The sequence below is a fragment of the Rhodococcus sp. D-6 genome (genome assembly GCF_040256695.1).
Classification (GTDB): domain Bacteria; phylum Actinomycetota; class Actinomycetes; order Mycobacteriales; family Mycobacteriaceae; genus Rhodococcus; species Rhodococcus pyridinivorans.
This window is the reverse complement of record NZ_CP132970.1, coordinates 4,742,522-4,765,163: the sequence shown is the minus strand read 5'-3', so window position 1 is coordinate 4,765,163 and position 22,642 is coordinate 4,742,522. Positions and strand designations below refer to the sequence as shown.

The 22,642-nt window shown below is 64.9% G+C and carries 18 protein-coding genes, 3 tRNA genes, 3 rRNA genes and 1 pseudogene; 11 read left to right on the top strand and 14 right to left on the bottom strand.

Annotated elements, in window-relative coordinates; translation table 11 throughout:
* Positions 1-495 (bottom strand): metallophosphoesterase, encoded by a 495-nt coding sequence (locus RBB84_RS22440; RefSeq protein ID WP_006552534.1) that lies wholly within the window; start codon positions 493-495, stop codon positions 1-3.
* Between the two features lie 77 nt (positions 496-572).
* Between RBB84_RS22440 and RBB84_RS22435 the strand changes: the two genes are divergently transcribed.
* On the top strand, positions 573-1,370 hold the full coding sequence (locus tag RBB84_RS22435) for an SDR family oxidoreductase (protein ID WP_006552535.1): 798 nt from the start codon (positions 573-575) through the stop codon (positions 1,368-1,370).
* Positions 1,371-1,439: 69 nt separating this feature from the next.
* A complete protein-coding gene (locus RBB84_RS22430; protein ID WP_350246877.1) occupies positions 1,440-2,060 on the top strand; it encodes a hypothetical protein in 621 nt (206 codons plus the stop codon).
* On the opposite strand, the gene RBB84_RS22425 is transcribed toward RBB84_RS22430, so the two are convergent.
* The 4 genes from RBB84_RS22425 to RBB84_RS22410 form a co-directional block, all read right to left on the bottom strand.
* Positions 2,014-2,667 carry an alpha/beta hydrolase gene (locus RBB84_RS22425; RefSeq protein ID WP_231912097.1) on the bottom strand — a complete coding sequence of 218 codons (654 nt, stop codon included), beginning with the start codon at positions 2,665-2,667 and terminating at the stop codon, positions 2,014-2,016. The two genes, RBB84_RS22430 and RBB84_RS22425, sit on opposite strands and share 47 nt — an antisense overlap.
* 401 nt (positions 2,668-3,068) lie before the next feature.
* A tRNA-Ser gene (locus RBB84_RS22420) sits at positions 3,069-3,159 on the bottom strand.
* A gap of 46 nt (positions 3,160-3,205) precedes the next feature.
* The gene (locus RBB84_RS22415) at positions 3,206-3,682 is read right to left on the bottom strand and encodes a nucleoside deaminase (RefSeq protein ID WP_006552538.1); all 477 of its coding nucleotides are present in this window, start codon (positions 3,680-3,682) and stop codon (positions 3,206-3,208) included.
* Positions 3,683-4,243, bottom strand: a complete 561-nt coding sequence (locus RBB84_RS22410; RefSeq protein WP_024102735.1) for a tRNA adenosine deaminase-associated protein — start codon at positions 4,241-4,243, stop codon at positions 3,683-3,685. It abuts the gene before it with no gap.
* 66 nt (positions 4,244-4,309) lie between these two features.
* On the opposite strand from RBB84_RS22410, the gene RBB84_RS22405 reads away from it, so the two are divergent.
* Positions 4,310-5,254, top strand: a complete 945-nt coding sequence (locus tag RBB84_RS22405) for a prephenate dehydrogenase (protein WP_019290313.1) — start codon at positions 4,310-4,312, stop codon at positions 5,252-5,254.
* Positions 5,242-6,588, top strand: a complete 1,347-nt coding sequence (locus tag RBB84_RS22400; protein ID WP_064257248.1) for an amidase — start codon at positions 5,242-5,244, stop codon at positions 6,586-6,588. The genes RBB84_RS22405 and RBB84_RS22400 overlap by 13 nt, the downstream gene beginning before the upstream one ends.
* Here the strand turns inward: RBB84_RS22400 and RBB84_RS22395 are convergent.
* Both RBB84_RS22395 and RBB84_RS22390 read right to left on the bottom strand, forming a co-directional pair.
* Positions 6,585-7,100: a putative glycolipid-binding domain-containing protein gene (locus RBB84_RS22395; protein WP_006552542.1), complete on the bottom strand. Its 516-nt coding sequence runs from the start codon at positions 7,098-7,100 to the stop codon at positions 6,585-6,587. The two genes, RBB84_RS22400 and RBB84_RS22395, sit on opposite strands and share 4 nt — an antisense overlap.
* Positions 7,101-7,269: 169 nt before the next feature.
* Positions 7,270-8,289 (bottom strand): hypothetical protein, encoded by a 1,020-nt coding sequence (locus tag RBB84_RS22390; RefSeq protein ID WP_024102732.1) that lies wholly within the window; start codon positions 8,287-8,289, stop codon positions 7,270-7,272.
* 178 nt (positions 8,290-8,467) lie between these two features.
* On the opposite strand from RBB84_RS22390, the gene RBB84_RS22385 reads away from it, so the two are divergent.
* Entirely contained in the window at positions 8,468-9,562 is a 1,095-nt protein-coding gene (locus RBB84_RS22385) for a GIY-YIG nuclease family protein (RefSeq protein WP_254707463.1), read from the top strand.
* A gap of 138 nt (positions 9,563-9,700) precedes the next feature.
* Here the strand turns inward: RBB84_RS22385 and rrf are convergent.
* From rrf to RBB84_RS22370, 3 genes are all read right to left on the bottom strand, one after another.
* Positions 9,701-9,817: ribosomal RNA gene (rrf, locus tag RBB84_RS22380) — 5S ribosomal RNA — on the bottom strand.
* Positions 9,818-9,926: 109 nt separating this feature from the next.
* A 23S ribosomal RNA gene (locus RBB84_RS22375) occupies positions 9,927-13,062 on the bottom strand.
* Positions 13,063-13,362: 300 nt separating this feature from the next.
* Positions 13,363-14,884: ribosomal RNA gene (locus tag RBB84_RS22370) — 16S ribosomal RNA — on the bottom strand.
* The 16S, 23S and 5S rRNA genes sit together here, the layout of an rRNA operon.
* A 619-nt stretch (positions 14,885-15,503) precedes the next feature.
* On the opposite strand from RBB84_RS22370, the gene dcm reads away from it, so the two are divergent.
* Both dcm and RBB84_RS22360 read left to right on the top strand, forming a co-directional pair.
* Complete coding sequence (gene dcm, locus RBB84_RS22365) at positions 15,504-16,667, top strand: DNA (cytosine-5-)-methyltransferase (protein ID WP_019290316.1); 1,164 nt, start codon at positions 15,504-15,506, stop codon at positions 16,665-16,667.
* 59 nt (positions 16,668-16,726) lie between these two features.
* Positions 16,727-17,128, top strand: a complete 402-nt coding sequence (locus RBB84_RS22360; RefSeq protein WP_231912087.1) for a very short patch repair endonuclease — start codon at positions 16,727-16,729, stop codon at positions 17,126-17,128.
* A 30-nt stretch (positions 17,129-17,158) separates the two neighbouring features.
* Here the strand turns inward: RBB84_RS22360 and RBB84_RS22355 are convergent, their stop codons facing one another.
* Complete coding sequence (locus RBB84_RS22355) at positions 17,159-18,307, bottom strand: acyl-CoA dehydrogenase family protein (RefSeq protein ID WP_064257184.1); 1,149 nt, start codon at positions 18,305-18,307, stop codon at positions 17,159-17,161.
* On the bottom strand, positions 18,307-19,539 hold the full coding sequence (locus RBB84_RS22350) for an acyl-CoA dehydrogenase family protein (RefSeq protein ID WP_064257185.1): 1,233 nt from the start codon (positions 19,537-19,539) through the stop codon (positions 18,307-18,309). The genes RBB84_RS22355 and RBB84_RS22350 overlap by 1 nt, the downstream gene beginning before the upstream one ends.
* 379 nt (positions 19,540-19,918) lie before the next feature.
* On the opposite strand from RBB84_RS22350, the gene RBB84_RS22345 reads away from it, so the two are divergent.
* The 3 genes and pseudogenes from RBB84_RS22345 to RBB84_RS22335 all read left to right on the top strand — a co-directional run bounded on the left by RBB84_RS22345 (position 19,919) and on the right by RBB84_RS22335 (position 20,419).
* Entirely contained in the window at positions 19,919-20,158 is a 240-nt protein-coding gene (locus RBB84_RS22345) for a hypothetical protein (RefSeq protein WP_231912089.1), read from the top strand.
* Positions 20,119-20,217, top strand: a pseudogene (locus RBB84_RS22340) (LLM class F420-dependent oxidoreductase); the annotation flags it as partial. The gene RBB84_RS22345 and the pseudogene RBB84_RS22340, both read left to right, overlap by 40 nt.
* A 73-nt stretch (positions 20,218-20,290) precedes the next feature.
* On the top strand, positions 20,291-20,419 hold the full coding sequence (locus tag RBB84_RS22335; protein ID WP_019290319.1) for a hypothetical protein: 129 nt from the start codon (positions 20,291-20,293) through the stop codon (positions 20,417-20,419).
* Between the two features lie 737 nt (positions 20,420-21,156).
* Here RBB84_RS22335 and RBB84_RS22330 read toward each other — a convergent pair.
* Together RBB84_RS22330 and RBB84_RS22325 are read right to left on the bottom strand one after the other, a co-directional pair.
* Positions 21,157-21,229 (bottom strand) — tRNA-Arg (locus RBB84_RS22330).
* Positions 21,230-21,266: 37 nt separating this feature from the next.
* Positions 21,267-21,358: transfer RNA gene (locus tag RBB84_RS22325), tRNA-Ser, on the bottom strand.
* A 148-nt stretch (positions 21,359-21,506) separates the two neighbouring features.
* Between RBB84_RS22325 and hisC the strand changes: the two genes are divergently transcribed.
* A complete protein-coding gene (hisC, locus tag RBB84_RS22320) occupies positions 21,507-22,586 on the top strand; it encodes a histidinol-phosphate transaminase (RefSeq protein WP_064257186.1) in 1,080 nt (359 codons plus the stop codon).
* Positions 22,587-22,642 lie beyond the last annotated feature (56 nt).

Here is a 22,642-nt window from a genome sequence, read left to right as displayed (position 1 = left end):
TCACCCGAGCCGATGCAGTTCGACGTCGCGGAGCACGCCGTCGTCGATGGTCGCGGTCATGTAGGTGCAGTACGGCTGCCGACGCCGGTCGGTGGGTGAACCCGGGTTGAGCAGGCGCAATCCGCTCGGCGCGGTCGTGTCCCAGGGGATGTGCGAGTGGCCGAAGACGAGGACGTCGGTGTCGGGATAGGCCGCGGCCATCCGATTGTCGCGCCCGGTCGACGCCCCGGTCTCGTGCACCACCGCGACGCGCACACCGTCGAGGGTCACCCGCGCGACCTCCGGCAGCCGTTCCCGCAGGAGCGGACCGTCGTTGTTGCCCCAACACGCGACCAGCTGCCGGGACCGCTCTTCCAGCGCGTCGAGCAGTGTCACGTCCATCCAGTCGCCCGCGTGGATCACCACGTCCGCGCGGGCCACCTCGTCCCACACCTGCGACGGCAGGTCGCGGGCGCGCGTCGGTACGTGGGTGTCGGCGAGCAGCAGCAGTCGCATGGCCCCAGTCTGCCGTGGGGTCACGGTCTGCCGTGGGTTCGCAGTGTGCCGCGGGCGCTCATGGGTAACCACGACGCATGACCACTCCAGCTCACGACAGACTCGCCATCGTCACCGGCGCCGACTCCGGCATGGGCAAGGCGACCGCCGAACTGCTCGCCACCGAGGGGTTCGACGTCGGCATCACCTTCCACACCGACGAGGCCGGGGCCGAGGACACCCGCGCCGGGGTCGAACAGCGCGGACAGCGGTGCTTCGTGGCCCGACAGGACCTGACCAGCCCGGACACCGCCGATGTGATCGACGAACTCACCGGAAAGCTCGGCGGTCTCGGGGTGCTGGTGAACAACGCCGGCACCGGACACCGCGACGAGGTGCTCGACCTGTCCTTCGAACGGTGGCGGGAGATGCTCTCCACCGACCTCGACGGCCCGTTCCTGTGCTCCCAACGCGCCGCGCGACACATGATCGACTCCGGGGGCGGCGGCCGCATCGTCAACATCACGAGCGTCCACGAGCACATCCCCCGCTACGGCGCCTCCGCCTACTGCACGGCGAAGGCCGGCCTCGGCATGCTCACGCAGTGCCTCGCCCTCGAATGGGCCCGCTACGGCATCACGGTCAACTCGGTGGCTCCCGGTGAGATCTCCACGCCCATGACCGGCATGGACGAATCCGAGGCCTTCCACGAGGAGCGACCGGGCAACCCCACCGGACGTCCCGGGCACGTCAACGAGGTCGCCTCCGTCGTCGCCTTCCTCGCGTCCCCACGCTCGTCGTACCTGACGGGGCGCTCGATCCCCGTCGACGGCGGCCTCATGTTGATGGCCGCGCACGGACACGACATGAACGACGGGAGTTGGCGCGAACTCTGACGACGACCGGCCGCCCATCCGCTAGCGTCCACAGGCGGATCGGTGGTCGACTCGGAGTGGGGGAACTGGATGCGCACGACACCGCCTGCGGAGCGATTCAAGCCGGGAACGGCGAGGGGTTACCGAGCGACCCATCGTCCCGAGGTGTGGGGAGCGCTGATCGGCGCGGGTGGCGCGTCGGCCTTCATGCTCGTGAACGGTGCCGCTCTGGGATCACCGTGGACCTGGATCGTCATTGTCGGATGGTTCTGCGCCATCGCTTTTTTCGTCTGGGCCGTGCTCATACGACCGCGAAGTTTCGAGCAGTTGGAGCCGCCCTCGAAGCAGGCATCGACGATCTACCTCGTGTCGGTCGCGGCCATGATCGTGCTGATCGTCGGTGGCGCAAGGCTTCTCGCGTTGTTCGATCGTTCGGAACTGACGGTCGCGTGGGTGGTCTGCGTCGTCGGTGCGCACTTCGTTCCCTTCGCACGGGCCTTCGGCCGCGCGATGTTCCGGGTCATGGGCTGGGGAATGCTGGTGATCGGAATCGTCGGTCTGGCAGGCGGTCTCGCATCGCCTGCGGTGGCAGCCGTCGCCGGTGTCGCGGCGGGGCTGTGGATGTTCGCCGTGATGGTCGCCGACGCCGTCGGCCGACCTCTCGTCACCGGGCGTCGGCCCGACTCCACAGTTCCTCGAGCGCCTCGTTGACTCGTTCCGGCTGCTGGACGTGCGGGTAGAAACCGGGAACTTCGAGCAGTACTCCCCCGATCCGGTCGGCGACGACCCGCGCCGTGACCGTCAGCGGATCTCCCGCCAGCCGCTTGTACTCGTCGGGTGCGCCCGCCCAGTCACCGACGACGACGAGCTTCGGCCACGGCGCCGCCGCGAGCGACTCGAGGGGGATGTCGGCGTCCCAGCACGGTCTCTCCCGCATCGACGTCGCCGCTGCGCGTAGTCGCTTCGGGGTGGGTTCCGCCGGCGGCATGCCGACGCTCTCCGTGATGAGACACAGATAGTCCTCCGCAGTGAGCTCGGGCGGGAGCGTCACCTGGGACGCACGAGCGCGGGCGAGGTTCTCGGCGACCACCGGTTCGCTCTCCGCAACCTTCAGGCACCCGGGCTGGATCAGGCACAGCGACCGCACCAGGTCCGGCCGTTCCACCGCCGCGAGCATCGCTGCGACCGCACCGTACGAATGTCCGACGAGATGGGCGCCGTCACCGAGCAGTTCGACGATGTCGGCGGCGTCCACCTCGTAGTCGGTGCGATGGGCCCCGTCGAGATCCGGCGAGTCGCCGTGCCCGCGGCGGTCCATCAGGATCAGCCGACGTGACGCCCCCCAAGGGCCGCTGCCGACCGAATCCGTAGGTCTCGTCGTCTCCCCAGGCCAGCACCCCGTGCACGAGAACGGCCGGCGGGACGTCGGATTCGGCGGGTCCGACGATCGTCGAGCAGACGCGATTCACAGTTCCCCTTCCGATTGCGAGCATGCAGGCGCGAACCTATCGGAAGACCTGGGCGGATGCAGGTAGCCCGACCCACACTCCCTCGGGCGCTTCGTCGACTCCGCAGTCCACTCGCGATCAAGTTCGCTATCCGCCACAGCAATTGCCGCGGCGGATAGCAAAAGCCGTAGCGGATGCTTCGGACCCCGGCCTTGGCGACCTGCAGGCATGAGAAAAGCCCCTCACCTGCACTAGCAGGTAAGGGGCTCTCTGGCGGTGGCGGTGGGATTTGAACCCACGGACGGGGGTTACCCGTCACGCGCTTTCGAGGCGCGCTCCTTCGGCCGCTCGGTCACGCCACCGCTGACGACTCTAGCGGATTGCAGGCCTCATCCTGAAATCGCCTGGTCACAGCTCCGAAGCCGGCCCTCGATGTTCCCGGAAGAACGCCTCGAGCACGGCCGCGCACTCGGCTTCGAGCACACCACCGCGCACTTCCGGACGGTGCGTGAGGCGCCGATCGCGCACCACGTCCCACAGCGACCCGACGGCGCCCGTCTTCGGCTCCCACGCCCCGAAGACCACCCGCGATACCCGGGAGAGCACCAACGCTCCCGCGCACATCGTGCAGGGTTCGAGGGTCACGGCGAGGGTTGCGCCCTCGAGACGCCATCCGTCGCCGTAGACCTGCGCTGCCGCGCGCAGAGCGAGCACCTCGGCGTGCGCTGTGGGGTCGCCGGTGGCCTCGCGGGAGTTCGCCGCTCGCGCGATCTCGGTGCCGTCCGGCCCGAACACCACCGCGCCCACCGGTACGTCACCGGCGGGCGCGGCAGCGGCGGCCTCCAGCGCGACCCGGATCAATGCCTCGTCGTCGCGCAGCCCCATCTAACGGAGCTTGTCCAGGGTGTTACCCAGGACGTCGTCGAAACCGAGTCGCTGGGCGATCTCGTCGAGTTGCTCGTCGGGATACAGGTCGGTCTCCGACAGGATCACCGAGAGCACCGGCTCGGGCAGACCCATGTCGGCCAGGATGCCGAGGTCGCCTTCCTCCCACGGCTCGATGTCGTCGAGCTCGTCGGGATCGATATCGGGGATCTCGATGTTCAGCGCATCGAGGACGTCGGCGGCGATGTCGTAGTCGACGGCCATCGTCGCGTCGGACAGCAGCAACCTCGTTCCCGCAGGTGCGGGACGCACGATGATGAAGAATTCGTCGTCCACATTCAGCAGACCGAAGACTGCGCCGGAACTTCTCAGCTCCCGCAACTCGGTCACTGCGGTATCGAGACTCGTCAGTGCGGCACCGGACAACACCCGGCACTTCCAACGACCTTCCTCCCGCGTCACGGCGACGGCGAAGCCGTCGAGGTCGTCGCTCGAATTCCCGGCGGGGTTCCCGCTCTGGGTCACGGAAGGGCTCTTGTTCCCTACACGCTGTGCAGCCATGGGCGCAACGGTAGTCGGCCACGTCCGGTGAATGAAGCCCAGCACGGGATATGCCAACCTGATGAGGTGTCCTCAGCCGTCTCTTCCCCGCCCGTCTGTGTCCTCGGCCTCGGTCTGATCGGTGGTTCTCTGCTGCGCGCCGCCGCGGCCACCGGAAGGCAGGCGTGGGGTTACAACAGGTCGTCGCAGGCCGTGGAGGCCGCCGTCGCCGACGGCTTCGACGCGTCCACCGACCTCACGGCCACGCTGCGTCGCGCAGCCGACACCAGCGCCCTGGTGGTGATCGCGGTGCCGATGCCGGCAGTGGGCAGCATCCTCGAGGCGGTGGCCGAGCACGCCCCCGAGGTCGCGCTCACCGACGTGGTGAGCATCAAGGCGGAAGTGGCCGCTGCCGTCGCCGCTCACGGCCTGTCGCGGCGTTTCGTGGGTGGACACCCCATGGCAGGTACGGCGGAGTCCGGCTGGACCGCTGGGACCGCCGACCTGTTCCGCGACGCGGTGTGGGTGGTGACCGTCGACGACGGCACCGATCCCGAGGTGTGGCGGCAGGTCGCCGACCTCGCGCTCGACTGCGGCTCCGTCGTCGTGCCCGCCGAATCCCGGGAGCACGACGCGGCGGTCGCGCGAGTCTCCCATCTCCCCCATCTCCTCGCCGAAGCGCTGGCCCTCTCGGGCGCCGGAGGCGGCGATCTCGCACTCGGTCTCGCCGCCGGCTCCTTCCGGGACGGCACACGGGTCGCCGCGACGGCCCCGGCCCTGGTCGACGCGATGTGCGAAGGCAACGCGGAAGCCCTGCTGGTCGCGCTGGACGAGACACTCGAGGTGCTGAGAACGGCCCGGGAGCAACTGGCCGACCGCAGCACCTCCGAACTCACCCGCGCCGGTCACGCGGCTCGGACCCGCTACGAACAGCGCCGTCGCGACCCCATCGTCGGCACGCAGCCCGGCGACGAGGGCTGGATCGCAGCGTTCCGCGAGGCCGGACGACGCGGTGGAGTGTGGACACGATGAACCTCCGCGACATCGCCACGGCGCTGACCACCGGCAAGACGACCCCCACCGAACACGTCCGCTCGGTTCTCGCCGAACTCGACGCCCTCGTCGGGACCCCCTGGGGGAACACCGTCGCCGCCCGCAACGACGAGGCGGCGCTCGAAGCCGCAGCCCTCGCCGACGAGCAGATCGCCGCCGGGAGCTGGATCGGCCCGTTGCACGGCGTCGCGGTCGCGGTGAAGGACAACATCGACGTCGCCGGGTTCCCCACCCGCTGCGGCAGCGCGGTCCTCGCCGATGCGCCTCCGGCCCGGCGCGATGCTCGCGTCATCGAGAAGCTCCGCGAAGCCGGAGCCATCGTGGTGGCGAAGACCCATCTCCACGAGTTCGCCTACGGGCCCACCGGGTTGATCAATGTGTCCGGCGCGGCCCCCCACCCCCACAACCCGGACCTGATCAGCGGTGGTTCGTCGTCGGGCTCCGCAGTGCTGGTCGCGAGGGGCGTCGTGCCCGTCGCGCTGGGAACCGACACCGGCTGCAGCGTCCGTACCCCGGCGGCGCTGTGCGGGATCGTCGGATTCAAGCCGGGCTTCGGTGCCCTGCCCGAGCAGGGCGTGTTCCCGCTGTCGACGACCTTCGACCACGTCGGTCTGCTCGCCGCCGACGCTCTGGACGCTTCACTCGCGTGGGGCGCCCTTCCGGGCATCGCGCACCTGCGCACCCCGGTCTCCGAACTGCGCATCGGACGCCTGCGGGGCGGCATCTGGGATCTGTCACCCGTCTTCGACGAGGCCGTCGAGACGGCGTGCCGCACCCTCACGGATCTGGGCGCCCGCGTCGTCGACGTGGAACTGCCCGAGACCGCCGAGATGCTCGAGTTGTATCCCGTGGTCACCGGCTCGGAAGCATACGAGACGCATCGCGCGTGGTTCGAAGCCGATCCCGACCGCTACCAGCCTCCGACGGCCGCTCTGCTCGCCGCGCAACGCGACCGGCCGGCCTACGAGTACATCCACGCGGCCCGGGCGGTGGCGCGACTACGTCACGACGTCGTGCACCGCCTCCGCACCGTGGACAAGCTCGACGCGCTGATCACCGTCACTACCGGCGTGCGTTCGGCGCCGCTGACGAGCGATCCCGTCGAGCTGCGCGCACCGCTGCTGCAGATGTGTGTCCCGTTCAGCGTCCTCGGTGTCCCGGCCCTGTCGGTGCCGGCTCCGGACGGCGGGTCGTCGCCGGTCGGACTCCAGATCGTCGGCCTCACCGGCGGCACGCACGGGCACGGCAGCCACCCCGCCGAATCGGCCGCGTTCGCCGTGGCGATGGCGGTGGAGGCGTCGGGACAGCCCTAGATGCGGGAGGCGAGTCCTCGGTATTCGAGGACGAAGCCGTCCTCGTCGACGGTCACCGACGACGACGAGCGCGGCGACAGCACGTGGATGCCGTCGGACGCACTGCTGTAGACGACCGTGGCCTCCTCGATGCTGAGATCGATGAGGTTGACGTAGACGACGGGCACCTCCACGTCGTCGGCTCCGGCCTGCAGGTCGTGCCGGCGGATGGGCAGGGCGTTGAAGAACGGGCTGAACACCACGTCGACGTCGAGTGCCCCGCCGAAGGTGGACCGCTGATGGTCGATGCCGTTGTCGGACATCCAGATGCCCTCTTCGGACCGGGTGAGGGACATGTGCCGTTCGCCCGAAGCGAGGGTGGTGCGCACCGACAATCGGCGGGTGACACCGTTCTCGTCCGTCACCAGGTCGTACGACGCGCTGAAGGCCGGATGGTCGGTGCACTCCGCACCCACGATGCGACCGGACGCCTTGATGCGGCGGCCGGAGAGCTGTACTCGTACCGACTCCATCCGAGACGCATCGGCCGCACGCCACGTGAGTAGCGCGGGCCACGTCGACGCGGAACCGGTGGCGTCAGAGGCTGGGGTGCTCACGGTCTATACGGTATGCGACGAAGCGCACACGGTGGGCAGCGGTGCCGTGATTCGTCCACAACACGGTTGCGGCGGGCCCACCTGCTCACGCCGTGTCCGGCAACGCCTCGTGCCGGGACATCTGACGCAGGTGGTGTGAGAACACCGACAGCGCCGCGGCGCCCACGGCGACGTTGAGCAGCGCCCCGAACTCCTGGACGGCGAACTCCAGCACGTCGACGAAGAAGACGGTGATCAACGCGGCCGTCCGGAGCGCACGGATCGCCCACCTCCGCCTGCGCCACAAACCCACCGATCCCACCACGCACAGCAGGACGGTGACGCCGGAGCCGACGAGCTGGATCACGGTCACCACGTTGCTCGTCCGCGCGGCGAGATCCTCCTCCAAGGTCGCAGCGGCATTGAGGAGAATGCCGACGGAGAAAACGGTGAGCAGGGCTGCCGCGACGCGGACGCTGCGCTCACCTCGCAGTCGCTCCGGCAGCCGGAGCGACACCCACGAGAAGCGCGATGGTACCTCCCGGCACCGGGCGAGCAGGAGATCGATCTGTTCGACGACCTCGGGATCGACTCCACCCTCACGTGCGCGTGCGAGCTGCACTCGCGCCTGGTCGCGATCGGTCGGGGTCAGGCCGTGGGCGAGCCCGTCCGTCGCCGTGAGCGCGGCGTTGGCGAGATACTCGTCGGGCGACGGCCCGCGACGGAGGTGCACCGCTCGATTGACGACGAGCAGCAACACGACCACCACGTACATGATCGCCACCGAGGGTCGGTAGAAGTAGTCGTTGGTCTTCGTGACGAACTTGCCGACCTCGTCGAGGAAGAGACCGAACCCGATACCGCCGAGCAGCACCGCGATGCGGTCGGGCGCCCTGCCGATGAAGGTCAACGAGACCATCAGCGCGGCGACCATGAGCAGACCGCCCCACAGCACGTGAGCGATGTGCAGGACCGACCCGCCGACCTGCGGATAGCCCGTCAGATGCAGGTACAGACGAGTGACGAGGATGGTCGCGACCGTGATGATCAGAAGTGCTTCGACCTGCGCGGACGACGCGGTGTCCCGCAACAACCGAGAACGGGAACGGGTCCGCACCGCTGTCATGGCACGCGAGCTTATCCGGCTCGGGTTCTCCTCGGGTTCTTCCTCCGGATTCGGCGGCGCGGCGCCTGCGCGGAGCGACTCCCCAATCTTGTGTGTGGCCTAGAGTCGCTCTATGCGCACAGTGTGGACAGTTCCTCCGAACATTGCCCAAACTCTGTTGGAATCTCCCGAGATCCAGATGTTCCTGACCAGCAACGAGTTGCCGGATACAGCGGACGATCCACGCCAGAGACTTGCGGAGTTCACCCACGCGCTCGGCGCCCTCAGCCGTCACATCGGACGCACCTTCGGTTCCGTGGACGCAGCCAACCGCGAACTGTTCGGCGGCTCCGCCGGCAAGGTCCCCGTGGCACTGCGCCTGACCGTCCTGCGGGCTCTCGTGAACCATGTCGAAGACCGCGCCCCCAGCCCGAAACTGCTTCCGAAGAACATTTGCGACCAGCTCGGCGCCTACGTCTACGCCCTGCTCGACCCTCGCGACCGGAGCATCTTCTACGTCGGCGCCGGACGCGGAAATCGCATCTTCACCCTCGTCTGGACGGCGCTCGGAGAGACCTCGAAGCTGACCGAGGCCGGCGAGAAGACACCGCTGGCCACCCCCGAGACCGAGGCGGCTCTGCGGCGCATCCGAACCGTCTACGAGTCCGGCTACGCGGTGGAGCATTTCGTCGTGGCCGACGCGCTGAACCCGAAGACCGACGCCGACCACACCGCCGCAGTGACGGCCGAAGCGGTCATCGCGGCGCTCGGACTGACCGAACCGCACCGCGGCGAATGCGTACTCACCAACCTGGCGGGCGCAACCGAGGAGTCCGAAGCCGATCGCACGGCGATCCCGATCGCGGAGCTCGTCCGTCAGTACTCGGCCTCGCCTGCTCCCGAGCTGCCGACGCCATGCGTGGTGCTGCGGGTCAACGAAGCGAAGAAGGCGTCGCCGGCTGCGGTGCGCGAACTCGCGTCCAAGCCGTGGCCGGCAGGATCGGCGGCGCGTGGAATCGACGGACTGCCGATCATCGTCGTCGCCGACAACATCGTCCGCGCGGTCTACCGCGCTACCGGGTGGGAGGCAGCCGCTCGCACGGAGGAGAACGGCGGCACGATCCTCTACCGGTTCGTTGGGGAGGCCGACGAAGAGCTCGAGGGCAAGTTCGTGAACACTCGCGTCACGCCGGACCGGCTGGGTCTCAAGCGTTGGCCGTCGCACGGTTGGGCTCCGCGTCTGACGCGTGCACTGCCGCGGCCGGTCGCGCGTCCGAAGGCACCGCGCCCCTGATTCTCCGGCTGCTTCCCGGTTCGTCTGCGGACCGGGAAGCAGCTCGTGCCGGTTCTCGAAAACCGTTGGGCCGGCACATTTTCTGCATAAGAAAACACGAAAGGGGACCCACAGTGTGGGTCCCCTTTCGGAACGGGTGTTCGGCGGTGTCCTACTCTCCCACACCCTGTCGAGTGCAGTACCATCGGCGCAGACAGGCTTAGCTTCCGGGTTCGGAATGGGACCGGGCGTTTCCCTGTCGCTATGACCGCCGTAACTCTATGAAACAATAGTCCACGCAGATTCCTCGAATCACCTGCTGCTGCAGGATTTTCGGATCTGTGTGTGTTGTTTCAGATACCGCACAGTGGACGCGTAACATCTTCGTGGTAAGTCCTCGGCCTATTAGTACCGGTCACCTCCACCCATTGCTGGGCTTCCAGTTCCGGCCTATCAACCCGGTGGTCTGCCGGGGGCCTTACCCCCTCGAGGGGGTGAGAAACCTCATCTTGGAACAGGCTTCCCGCTTAGATGCTTTCAGCGGTTATCCCTTCCGAACGTAGCCAACCAGCCATGCCCCTGGCGGGACAACTGGCACACCAGAGGTTCGTCCGTCCCGGTCCTCTCGTACTAGGGACAGCCTTCCTCAAGTTTCTAACGCGCGCGGCGGATAGAGACCGAACTGTCTCACGACGTTCTAAACCCAGCTCGCGTGCCGCTTTAATGGGCGAACAGCCCAACCCTTGGGACCTACTCCAGCCCCAGGATGCGACGAGCCGACATCGAGGTGCCAAACCATCCCGTCGATATGGACTCTTGGGGAAGATCAGCCTGTTATCCCCGGGGTACCTTTTATCCGTTGAGCGACACCGCTTCCACATGCCGGTGCCGGATCACTAGTCCCGACTTTCGTCCCTGCTCGACCTGTCAGTCTCACAGTCAAGCTCCCTTGTGCACTTGCACTCGACACCTGATTGCCAACCAGGCTGAGGGAACCTTTGGGCGCCTCCGTTACATTTTGGGAGGCAACCGCCCCAGTTAAACTACCCACCAGGCACTGTCCCTGAACCAGATCATGGTCCGAGGTTAGAGGTCCAATACGATCAGAGTGGTATTTCAACAACGACTCCACCCATACTGGCGTATGAGCTTCACAGTCTCCCACCTATCCTACACAAACCGAACCGAACACCAATACCAAGCTATAGTGAAGGTCCCGGGGTCTTTTCGTCCTGCCGCGCGTAACGAGCATCTTTACTCGTAATGCAATTTCGCCGAGTCTGTGGTCGAGACAGCAGAGAAGTCGTTACGCCATTCGTGCAGGTCGGAACTTACCCGACAAGGAATTTCGCTACCTTAGGATGGTTATAGTTACCACCGCCGTTTACTGGGGCTTAAATTCTCAGCTTCGCGGAGTAAACCCCGCTAACCGGTCCTCTTAACCTTCCAGCACCGGGCAGGCGTCAGTCCGTATACATCGTCTTACGACTTCGCACGGACCTGTGTTTTTAGTAAACAGTCGCTTCTCTCTGGTCTCTGCGACCACCCCCAGCTCGGACCGCAAGGGCCGTCACCGGGCGTGGTCCCCCTTCTCCCGAAGTTACGGGGGCATTTTGCCGAGTTCCTTAACCACAGTTCTCTCGATCGCCTCGGTATTCTCTACCTGACCACCTGTGTCGGTTTGGGGTACGGGCCGTGTACCAACTCACTAGAGGCTTTTCTCGGCAGCATAGGATCACTGAATTCCCCTCAACGGGTACGCATCACCTCTCAGGCTGTGTGAATGGCGGATTTGCCTACCATTCGCCCTACCGGCTTACACCAGGTACTCCATCACCTGGCCCAGCTACCTTCCTGCGTCACCCCATCGCTTGACTACTACAATCAGGGTCCCGTGCAGCCATCCCCACAGTTCCCGAAGGAACAGCGGAAACTTTTGGACGGTTAGCACAACTGATTCGCCATTGGGCGCGGATACACGGGTACGGGAATATCAACCCGTTGTCCATCGACTACGCCTGTCGGCCTCGCCTTAGGTCCCGACTCACCCTGGGCGGATTAACCTGGCCCAGGAACCCTTGGTCATCCGGCGGACGAGTTTCTCACTCGTCTTTCGCTACTCATGCCTGCATTCTCACTCGCACAGCCTCCACACCTGGATCACTCCGGCGCTTCCACGGCTGCACGACGCTCCCCTACCCACCCACACCACTGCACACGTTCCCGCAGGAACGAATGGGTGTTGTGTGAGTGCCGCGGCTTCGGCGGTGTACTTGAGCCCCGCTACATTGTCGGCGCAGAACCACTTGACCAGTGAGCTATTACGCACTCTTTCAAGGGTGGCTGCTTCTAAGCCAACCTCCTGGTTGTCTCAGCGATCCCACATCCTTTTCCACTTAGTACACGCTTAGGGGCCTTAGCCGGCGATCTGGGCTGTTTCCCTCTCGACTACGAAGCTTATCCCCCGCAGTCTCACTGCCGCGCTCTCACTCACCGGCATTCGGAGTTTGGCTGATTTCGGTAAGCTTGTGGGCCCCCTAGACCATCCAGTAGCTCTACCTCCGGTGAGAAACACGCGACGCTGCACCTAAATGCATTTCGGGGAGAACCAGCTATCACGGAGTTTGATTGGCCTTTCACCCCTACCCACAACTCATCCCCTCAGTTTTCAACCTAAGTGGGTTCGGGCCTCCACGACGTCTTACCATCGCTTCACCCTGGCCATGGGTAGATCACTCCGCTTCGGGTCTAGAACATGCCACTCATGCGCCCTATTCGGACTCGCTTTCGCTACGACTACCCCACACGGGTTAACCTCGCGACATGCCACTAACTCGCAGGCTCATTCTTCAAAAGGCACGCCATCACCCACCACGAACTGAATCGTGCATCGGCTCTGACGGATTGTAAGCGCACGGTTTCAGGTACTATTTCACTCCCCTCCCGGGGTACTTTTCACCTTTCCCTCACGGTACTAGTCCGCTATCGGTCACCAGGGAGTATTCAGGCTTATCGGGTGGTCCCGACAGATTCACACCGGATTTCACGGGCCCGGTGCTACTCGGGTATTCGAATCGACAGTCACCGTGTTTTCGTCTACGGGATTCTCACCCTCTACGACAGGCCGTTCCAGACCACTTCGACTAACACGACGATTTCTCACTGTCGGCCGGCATGGCAGCGCCGACACAACGAACCCCACAACCCCACGGATGCAACGCCTGCCAGCTATCACACACCCATGGTTTAGCCTCATCCGCTTTCGCTCGCCACTACTCACGGAATCACATGTTGTTTTCTCTTCCTGTGGGTACTGAGATGTTTCACTTCCCCACGTTCCCTCCACACACCCTATATATTCAGATGCGGGTAACACGACATCACTCGTGCTGGGTTTCCCCATTCGGAAATCCTCGGATCACAGCTCGGTTGACAGCTCCCCGAGGCATATCGCAGCCTCCCACGTCCTTCATCGGCTCCTGGTGCCAAGGCATCCACCGTACGCTCATAAACACTTACAACAAAGATGCTCGCGTCCACTGTGCAGTTCTCAAACAACACACAACAACCCCTACCGCAAGAAAACTGATTTCCTTGTTTCGCGGATCATCGTCGCTGATCAAACACATTGCGTGTTCTCTCAGGACCCAACAGTGCACCGATATAATCACCGCGACGAGGATCTGTATCCCCGCCATACGCGGTGATGGTTGTCAGCGTTCCACCCATGAGCTTCTGCCGTTCCACCTGCGGGAACGAAACAGTCTCTGCCCGTGAGGAAGTCACCTGTGTGACCCCTCGCCGGGAGAAATGCTCCTTAGAAAGGAGGTGATCCAGCCGCACCTTCCGGTACGGCTACCTTGTTACGACTTCGTCCCAATCGCCGATCCCACCTTCGACGGCTCCCTCCCACAAGGGGTTAGGCCACCGGCTTCGGGTGTTACCGACTTTCATGACGTGACGGGCGGTGTGTACAAGGCCCGGGAACGTATTCACCGCAGCGTTGCTGATCTGCGATTACTAGCGACTCCGACTTCACGGGGTCGAGTTGCAGACCCCGATCCGAACTGAGACCGGCTTTAAGGGATTCGCTCCACCTCACGGTATCGCAGCCCTCTGTACCGACCATTGTAGCATGTGTGAAGCCCTGGACATAAGGGGCATGATGACTTGACGTCGTCCCCACCTTCCTCCGAGTTGACCCCGGCAGTCTCCTGCGAGTCCCCACCATCACGTGCTGGCAACACAGGACAAGGGTTGCGCTCGTTGCGGGACTTAACCCAACATCTCACGACACGAGCTGACGACAGCCATGCACCACCTGTCTACCGGCCACAAGGGAAACCACATCTCTGCAGTCGTCCGGTACATGTCAAACCCAGGTAAGGTTCTTCGCGTTGCATCGAATTAATCCACATGCTCCGCCGCTTGTGCGGGCCCCCGTCAATTCCTTTGAGTTTTAGCCTTGCGGCCGTACTCCCCAGGCGGGGCGCTTAATGCGTTGGCTACGGCACGGATCCCGTGGAAGGAAACCCACACCTAGCGCCCACCGTTTACGGCGTGGACTACCAGGGTATCTAATCCTGTTCGCTACCCACGCTTTCGCTCCTCAGCGTCAGTTACTGCCCAGAGACCCGCCTTCGCCACCGGTGTTCCTCCTGATATCTGCGCATTTCACCGCTACACCAGGAATTCCAGTCTCCCCTGCAGTACTCGAGTCTGCCCGTATCGCCTGCAAGCCCGCAGTTGAGCTGCGGGATTTCACAGACGACGCGACAAACCGCCTACGAGCTCTTTACGCCCAGTAATTCCGGACAACGCTCGCACCCTACGTATTACCGCGGCTGCTGGCACGTAGTTGGCCGGTGCTTCTTCTCCCACTACCGTCACTTGCGCTTCGTCATGGGTGAAAGAGGTTTACAACCCGAAGGCCGTCATCCCTCACGCGGCGTCGCTGCATCAGGCTTGCGCCCATTGTGCAATATTCCCCACTGCTGCCTCCCGTAGGAGTCTGGGCCGTGTCTCAGTCCCAGTGTGGCCGGTCGCCCTCTCAGGCCGGCTACCCGTCGTCGCCTTGGTAGGCCATTACCCCACCAACAAGCTGATAGGCCGCGGGCTCATCCTGCACCGAAAAACTTTCCACCCCAGAACATGCATCCCGAGGTCATATCCGGTATTAGACCCAGTTTCCCAGGCTTATCCCAGAGTGCAGGGCAGATCACCCACGTGTTACTCACCCGTTCGCCACTAATCCACCCAGCAAGCTGGGCTTCATCGTTCGACTTGCATGTGTTAAGCACGCCGCCAGCGTTCGTCCTGAGCCAGGATCAAACTCTCCGTTGAAGACTCACAATCACCCCCAAAAGGGGCAATCAGTCAAAGACAAAAGAGTCAAATCACTAGCATAAAAACTCAAACTAGCTCAAACACTGACCATCCCAGACGGAAGAATGAGACGATCAGCAAATACCCACCCCATCGAAAATGATGGAGCGGAGTACCAAAAATATTTGGCACTGACATTCATCGGCACACTGTTGAGTTCTCAAAGAACACGCACACATCATCACGCTCCGGACTGACGTCCGACCCGCTCTGAGGCAACTGTTCCAGCCTACTTCCTCATCCTCACGAACGCAAGTCCGTATGGTTTTCGGAACCAGGGGCGGCTCGAAACCTTACCAGAAGGTTCGCAGCCATCACATTCGCAGGCGCCTTCGTCCAACCTCGTTGTCCCGTTCCTCTCGGCCCGGGTCGGTGTCCGTGTCGCTCTGACCTGGAATAAGTTACGCGAACATCTCCCAGAACACCAAATCGCGAGGTCAATGGCTGTTTCGATGGCCCGTAGCCCTTCACCGGAGGGGTAGGACGACCCCTCCATCGTGGTGCTCGTCGCGTCCGCTCACTGATCGTCCTACTTCTCGAGTAACGTTCACCGTTGAGCTGAGCGAGGAAGGGTGCCGTGACGTCGACGGGGAACATGGTGGGGTTGTTCGCCGGTATCGGCGGACTGGAGCTCGGACTCGGGCGACACGGGTGGAACACCGAACTCCTCTGCGAGATCGAGCCGGGTGCTCAGGCAGTACTACGTACGCGCTTCCCCGACGTTCCGCTTCATCCGGACGTCACGCGTCTCCGCTCTCTCCCCCGCGATACGGAACTGGTCGCCGCAGGCTTCCCGTGCCAGGACCTCTCCCAGGCCGGACGCACGGCCGGCATCACGGGATCGAAGTCCGGGCTCGTCGACGAAGTGTTCCGTCTCGTGAAGCGTAAGAACGGCCCGCGCTGGCTCGTCGTCGAGAACGTTCCCTTCATGCTGCAGCTCGGCCGCGGTGCGGCGATGCGCCACATCACCGACGCGCTCGAGGAACTCGGCTACATGTGGGCCTATCGCGTCGTCGATGCCCGCGCGTTCGGTCTCCCCCAGCGTCGGCACCGCGTCCTGATGGTCGCCTCACGCACGGACGATCCCCGCACGGTGTTGTTCGGCCAGGACGCCGGCATGCCCATGGAGGGCAATCCCGATCTGTTCCCCTGCGGCTTCTATTGGACCGAGGGTGTGCGCGGTCTCGGATGGGCAGTCAACGCCGTGCCCACGCTCAAGGGCGGTTCGACCCTCGGTATCGCCAGCCCTCCGGCCGTGCGACTGCCGTCCGGCGAGATCGTCACCCCCGGCCTGACCGACGCCGAGAGACTCCAGGGCTTCGACGCCGACTGGACGGCTCCTGCCGTCGAGGCCCCCGGTGTCCGCGCCGGACACCGGTGGCGTCTGGTCGGCAATGCCGTCAGCGTGCGGATGGCGTCGTGGGTGGGCCACCGGCTGAACAACCCCATCGCGTACAGCTCCGACCACGAGACCCCGCTGCTTCCGGGCGACACCTGGCCGACCGCCGCGTGGGGCGCCCGCGGACAGGCGTTCCGCGTGCACGAGTCGCAGTGGCCCGTTCAAGCTCCCTACGAGGACCTCGGCGGTTTCCTCCTCGACGCCCGTCTGCTGTCGGCGCGGGCGACGGCAGGATTCCTCCGACGCGCACGCTCCGGCAATCTGCGCTTCCTGCCCGGATTCCTCGAGGACGTCGAGAACCACCTCGAACGCATGGGTGGCTTCCCGCGAGTGGCGGCCTGAAAGACACCGTGATGGCGGCGTCGGATCGGCCCGGGACGGATCCGCGTACGAGTGCGCGGATGAGCCGGCAACGCCGACGCGACACCGTTCCCGAAGTGGCGTTGCGCAAGGAACTGCATCGCCGGGGGCGGCGGTTCTTCGTCGACCGCGCTCCTCTGCCGGGGATGCGACGCCGGGCCGACCTCGTCTTCCCTCGTCGTCGGGTCGCGGTCTACGTGGACGGCTGCTTCTGGCACAGCTGCCCGCAGCATGAGACGTTCCCGAAGAACAACGCCGAGTGGTGGGTGGCCAAGCTCGCTGCCAACGTGCAGCGCGATCGGGACACCGATGCGCGCCTGCAGGCCGCGGGCTGGACGGTGGTGCGGGTGTGGGAGCACGAGGATCCCGTCGTCGCCGCGACGCGCGTGGAGGATGCTCTGTCGGCTCCGCCGGAAACGGATGCAGGGCCGGCGCAGGGGTGATCCCCCGCACCGGCCCCTGGACCGATCCGATCAGCCCTTCGTGAGCTGTGCGTACCGGGCGACGTGCTGTTCGGCGGTGCCGAACTCGTACTCGATCGCGGTCAGTCGCTTGAAGTAGTGCCCGACGGCGAGTTCCTCCGTCATGCCCATGCCGCCGTGGAGCTGGACGGCGTTCTGGCCGACGAAGCGTGCCGCACGGCTGATCGTCGCCTTCGCGGCCGAGACCGCGCGTGCCCGCGTGGCGTCGTCGCTGTCGAGATGAAGAACGGCCAGGTAGACGGCGGACACCGCCTGCTCGACCTCCATGTACATGTCGACCATGCGGTGCTGGAGTGCCTGGAAGCTGCCGATGGGCTGGCCGAACTGCTGACGCTGCTTGGCGTACTCGACGGTGTCGGCGAGCACCTTGCGCATCAGACCCACGGCTTCGGAGGACACGGCGGCGGTCGCCTCGTCGGTGCCGCGCGAGACGGACGGCCATGCGCTGCCCTCCTCGCCGAGCAGCGAGTCGGCGGGCAGTCGCAGACCCGAGAAGACGATGTCGGAAGCGCGTCGGTCGTCGATCGTGCGGTAGGAGTGGATCTCCACGCCGGCCGGCGGGTTCGCGGGGTCGAAGTCGACGAGGAACAGCGAGATGCCGTCGGTGTCGGTGCGCTCGCCCGACGTGCGGGCGGTGACGAGCAGGTGCGTTGCGAGCGGAGCGCTGGTGACGACGGTCTTCTCACCGTCGATGACCCACTCGTCGCCCTCGCGACGCGCGGTGGTGGACACGTCGTGGAAGACGTATCCGGAGGTGGGCTCGGTCGCGGCGAACGCCGTGACGGCTTCACCGGCAGCGATCGCCTCGAGGACGGACCGGGCTCGATCGACCCCTGCACGACCGAGCAGCCCGCCCCCGAGGACGACCGTGTCGACGTACGGTTCGATGACGAGTGCGTGCCCGAGTGCCTCGGATACCACCATCAACTCGACCGGTCCGCCGCCCATCCCCCCTACCTCTTCCGGAAGCGTGGCCCCGAGGATTCCGAGATCCTCGGCGAATGCCCGCCACACCTCCGGTTGCCAACCTTCGCCGGTGGTCGCGACCTTCCGGCTTTGCGCCAGGTCGTAGCGACCGGCGAGGAACTTGGTGACCGAATCACGAAGGAGCTCCTGCTCCTTGCTCAAACCGAAGTCCATCAGAGCCCCAATGCTGCTTTGGCGAGAATGTTTCGCTGGATCTCGTTGCTGCCGGCGTAGATCGACCCGGCGCGGTCGTTGAAGTAACGCAGCGGCGCGACAGCCTGCCACTCCTCACCGCTGACGTAACCGTCGGCGGGCGGCACGTAGTCGGCCACCGGACCACCGGGCGCGGTGATGTGCGGCTGGTAGACCCGACCGCGCGGACCGGCCGCCTCGAGGGTCAGCCGGGTGATCGTCTGGCTGAGTTCGGTGCCCAGGATCTTGAGCATCGACGACGCGGGGCCGGGATTCTTGCCCGCGGATAACGCTGCAAGAGTGCGGTATTCGAGGATCTCGAGTACGTCGGTGCGGATACGTGCCTCGGCGAGCTTGGCGGAGAACGCCGGATCGTCGATGAGCCTGCCACCCGACGGACCGGGCTGTTCGGCGGCCTCCTCGGCGATTCGTTCGGCCATGACCTGCAGGGCCGGCGCTGCCGCCGCTCCCCCGCGTTCGAAGACGAGCAGGTATTTCGCGACGGTCCAGCCGTCGTCGATCTTCCCGAGCACGTTCTTCTTCGGGACGCGCACACCGTCGAAGAAGACCTGGTTCTGCACTTCCTCACCGGACGTCATGACCAGAGGGCGGATCTCGATGCCGGGCGAGGTCATGTCGATGAGCAGGAAGGTGATGCCCTGCTGCTTGCGACCGGTCTTCGACGTGCGCACGAGCGCGAACATCCAGTTCGCCTCGGTGGCGTGCGTGGTCCAGATCTTGCTGCCGGTGACGATCAGGTCGTCGCCGTCGTCGACCGCCGCCATGCTGAGCGACGCGAGGTCGGAGCCGGCCTCGGGCTCGGAGTAGCCCTGACAGAAGAAGACCTCACCTGTGAGGATCCGGGGCAGGAAGTAGCTCTTCTGTTCTTCGGTGCCGTAGGCGACGATCGCGTGCGCGACCATGCGGATGCCCATCGGCGACAGGTTCGGGGCGCCCGCGAGGATCGACTCGCGGCTGAAGATGTAGTGCTGCGTTTGCGTCCAGTCGCATCCGCCGTACTCGACCGGCCAGGCCGGCGCCGCCCAACCACGCTCATGGAGGATGCGCTGCCACTCCATGCTCGCTTCGTGGTCGGAGTACACGCTCGTCGCGAGTCGGCCGGCCCGCCGCAGTTCGGGCGTCAGCTTCTCCTCGAGACACGATCGCACCTCGTCTCTGAAGGCGGCGTCGGCCTCTGACCACGCAAGTTCCATGTCTTCTCCCCGCAGAGCGCGACCGCCGCTGCCGGACCGTCGTGCGAATTGTCGTTAACTTTTCGAGAGTGGTACGAAATCTACTTCCGCCCCAGCGGGCTCGTCAATAGACGGATTCCACCTGCGGTACCGGCAGGATCTCCGACCGGGGACGCGAACGATCGAGTCCCCGACTCCAGGTGGAGGGTCAGCTCGAAACGAAGACGGGACGTTCACTCGTAGCGCAGGAACCGGGGACGGTGGCGTTTCACCTCATGACTGCGGTCACATACTCTGATGGAACCTTGTTCTTGATAATGTAAACGTCACTCTTTCATCGTCGGCGCGCATCGAAGATTCGGGGGGCATTCGAGTGAAGTTCCGGAGCGGGACCGCATTCATGAAGGCCGCGGAGATGCCGGCCGTCGCCCGCATGCTCGACGACGCCGGATTCCACGGCCTGCTCGTCTCGGACCACCTCATCTACCCGAAGGAGTTGAAGACGGTCTACCCCGGGCACGAGAGCGGCAAGCCGTTCTGGTCGCCGGAGACCGGGTCTCCATCGGACTGTCCGCGGGATGGATGCGCGAGGAGTTCGAACTGCTCGGCCAGGACTTCGACAACCGCGGGCCCCGGCTGAACGAGATGATCCGGGCGCTGCGCGAACTGTGGAAGGGAGGATGGGTCTCGTTCCGGGGCGAGTACTACGACATCCCCGAAATGACCATCGAACCCCACCCGCCGAGCCCGGTACCGATCCTGTGCCGGCGTCATGGTGTCGCCGTGGGCCAACTGGGAGGCCACCCACTCGGGCGACCACGATCACCTCCTCGGCACCGCCGAGCAGTACCGCGCGCCGATCGAGGACTTCGCCGAGAGGATCATCGCGAAGCTCACGTGAGCGCAACCGGAAACAGTAATCCTCGAACGAGAAAACCCTCACCGACAGGATCGATGAGGGTTTGGTCTGTGTGCCCGAACTGGTCGAACCTAGCCTGTCAGGCGTTTGCAGCCAGTTCCCGGCCCTGAAAGTACCTGGAGTGCGTGCGACGAAGCGTCTCGAGGGAGTCGCTCACCAGCGAAACAATCTCCACATCTTTGTCCGTTCGAGACTTCTCGAGCTCGAGACGCCGACGCATAGCAGCACGTCGTCCGTCGACGCCGGGGAATGACGTAACCGTCCGGTCGGCAGTCTTCCGGTTGTACTCGATCACGAAAGCCGTCACTGTTCCATCCCCTTCCGCTGTGCGTCTCGAAGCAGCTTCTCTACATCGTCGAGCATAGGAGAGAGTTCGGCTTCGTCTTCCAGCACCTTGCACCCGAGCTGGCGCCGTGAACCTCTGCCGCCAACTCGTCGTACCAGATCATGACGTCGTCGTAGTCGGGAGCGCCCTCCGGTGTCGCGACATTGTCACGGAGGCACTGGGCAAGAATCTCCATCTGTTTGTTGGACCAGGACCGATCTTGCACACACCCTCCTGTAGTCCGGGGAAGTCACGTGACGCCCCTTGCCGAGTGAAGATAGCCACAAGATGTCGCTGAAGCCGGTCAGCAAGCCGTGTCGATTCTGTGTCGTGGCGACTCCGTAACCAGATACGAGAAAACCCTCACCGGAGTACCGGTGAGGGTTTTCGTGTGTGCGCCCGAAGGGATTCGAACCCCTAACCTTCTGATCCGTAGTCAGATGCTCTATCCGTTGAGCTACGGGCGCATGTGTATTCAATTGTCGTTGGTGACGCTACACCAACTGGCGGAGGCGAGAGGATTTGAACCTCCGGTCCCCGGTAAGGGGGACAACTCATTAGCAGTGAGTCCCATTCGGCCGCTCTGGCACGCCTCCTCGGGGATTCGATGCTCTCGAACCGCCGGATCGAAACATTACACATGCCCCCAGGGGAAACGCAAAACGCCTGGTCAGAGGCGTGTAGATGGACGGTCTCCCCCATCCTGCCGACCGGCGGTCACACGACGAGGCGCATAATCGGCTCGTGACTCCACAGACCCGCCCCGACCTCGAATCGATCCCCGCCTACGTTCCGGGCCGCTCGTTCCCCGGTGCGGTGAAGCTCGCCAGCAACGAGACGACCATCGGTCCGCTCCCCAGCGTCCGGGAGGCGATCGCCGACGCTGCCGCCGGCCTCAACCGCTACCCCGACAACAGCGCGACGGAGCTCATCGCGGCACTGTCGGAACGACTCGGCGTCCCGACCGAGCAGATCGCCGTGGGCTGCGGATCGGTGAGCCTGTGCCAGGAGCTCGTGCAGATCACGTGCGATGCAGGCGACGAGGTGATCTTCGCGTGGCGGTCGTTCGAGGCGTACCCGATCATCGCGGCCGTCGCCGGCGCGACCGCCGTGCGCGTCCCGAACACCGCGGACCACGGTCACGACCTGAAGGCCATGCTCGCCGCGATCACCGACCGCACGCGGCTGATCTTCGTGTGCAATCCCAACAATCCCACCGGGTCGCTGCTGGGCAAGGAGGAGCTCGCGCAGTTCCTCGACGCCGTCCCCGAGCACATCGTCGTCGCTCTCGACGAGGCGTACTTCGAGTACGTCCGCCCCGAGCCCGGTGAGGATCTGGCCGACGGTCTCGAGCTCGCGGAGGGTCGCCGCAACGTCGTCGTGCTCCGCACCTTCTCCAAGGCCTACGGTCTCGCCGGTATCCGCGTCGGATACGCGGTCGCCGACCCGTCCGTCGTGACGACGCTGAGCAAGGTCCACACCCCGTTCTCCGTGAACTCGCTCGCCCAGACGGCTGCCGTGGCCTCGCTCGCCGCCGCGACCGAGTTGCTCGCGCGCACCGAGGGCGTCGTCGCCGAGCGGGAACGGGTCCACGCGGCACTCGTCGAGGCCGGCTACGAGGTGCCCACGAGTGCCGCGAACTTCCTCTGGCTGCCGCTGGGTGAACGCTCCGCCGCGTTCTTCGAAGCCGCAGCGGAGGCAGGCGTGGTGCTCCGCAACTTCACGGGCGAGGGCACCCGGGTGACGATCGGCGACCCGCACGAGAACGACCTCTTCCTCGACTTCGCGACCGGGCAGGGACGGGCACTCGCCGGCATCGGCTGATCCTGTGACGAGACCCAACCGTTATAGCTGGGTATCGGTGGCGTGATCCGGCCCTG

Coding starts and splice junctions, on each gene's coding strand:
- RBB84_RS22440 (WP_006552534.1), bottom strand. CDS start 495: ATGCGACTGCTGCTGCTCGCCGACACCCACGTACCGACGCGCGCCCGC.
- RBB84_RS22435 (WP_006552535.1), top strand. CDS start 573: ATGACCACTCCAGCTCACGACAGACTCGCCATCGTCACCGGCGCCGAC.
- RBB84_RS22430 (WP_350246877.1), top strand. CDS start 1,440: ATGCGCACGACACCGCCTGCGGAGCGATTCAAGCCGGGAACGGCGAGG.
- RBB84_RS22425 (WP_231912097.1), bottom strand. CDS start 2,667: ATGGACCGCCGCGGGCACGGCGACTCGCCGGATCTCGACGGGGCCCAT.
- RBB84_RS22415 (WP_006552538.1), bottom strand. CDS start 3,682: ATGGGGCTGCGCGACGACGAGGCATTGATCCGGGTCGCGCTGGAGGCC.
- RBB84_RS22410 (WP_024102735.1), bottom strand. CDS start 4,243: ATGGCTGCACAGCGTGTAGGGAACAAGAGCCCTTCCGTGACCCAGAGC.
- RBB84_RS22395 (WP_006552542.1), bottom strand. CDS start 7,100: ATGGAGTCGGTACGAGTACAGCTCTCCGGCCGCCGCATCAAGGCGTCC.
- RBB84_RS22390 (WP_024102732.1), bottom strand. CDS start 8,289: ATGACAGCGGTGCGGACCCGTTCCCGTTCTCGGTTGTTGCGGGACACC.
- RBB84_RS22385 (WP_254707463.1), top strand. CDS start 8,468: ATGTTCCTGACCAGCAACGAGTTGCCGGATACAGCGGACGATCCACGC.
- RBB84_RS22360 (WP_231912087.1), top strand. CDS start 16,727: ATGAGCCGGCAACGCCGACGCGACACCGTTCCCGAAGTGGCGTTGCGC.
- RBB84_RS22355 (WP_064257184.1), bottom strand. CDS start 18,307: ATGGACTTCGGTTTGAGCAAGGAGCAGGAGCTCCTTCGTGATTCGGTC.
- RBB84_RS22350 (WP_064257185.1), bottom strand. CDS start 19,539: ATGGAACTTGCGTGGTCAGAGGCCGACGCCGCCTTCAGAGACGAGGTG.
- RBB84_RS22345 (WP_231912089.1), top strand. CDS start 19,919: ATGAAGGCCGCGGAGATGCCGGCCGTCGCCCGCATGCTCGACGACGCC.
- RBB84_RS22335 (WP_019290319.1), top strand. CDS start 20,291: ATGGTGTCGCCGTGGGCCAACTGGGAGGCCACCCACTCGGGCGACCAC.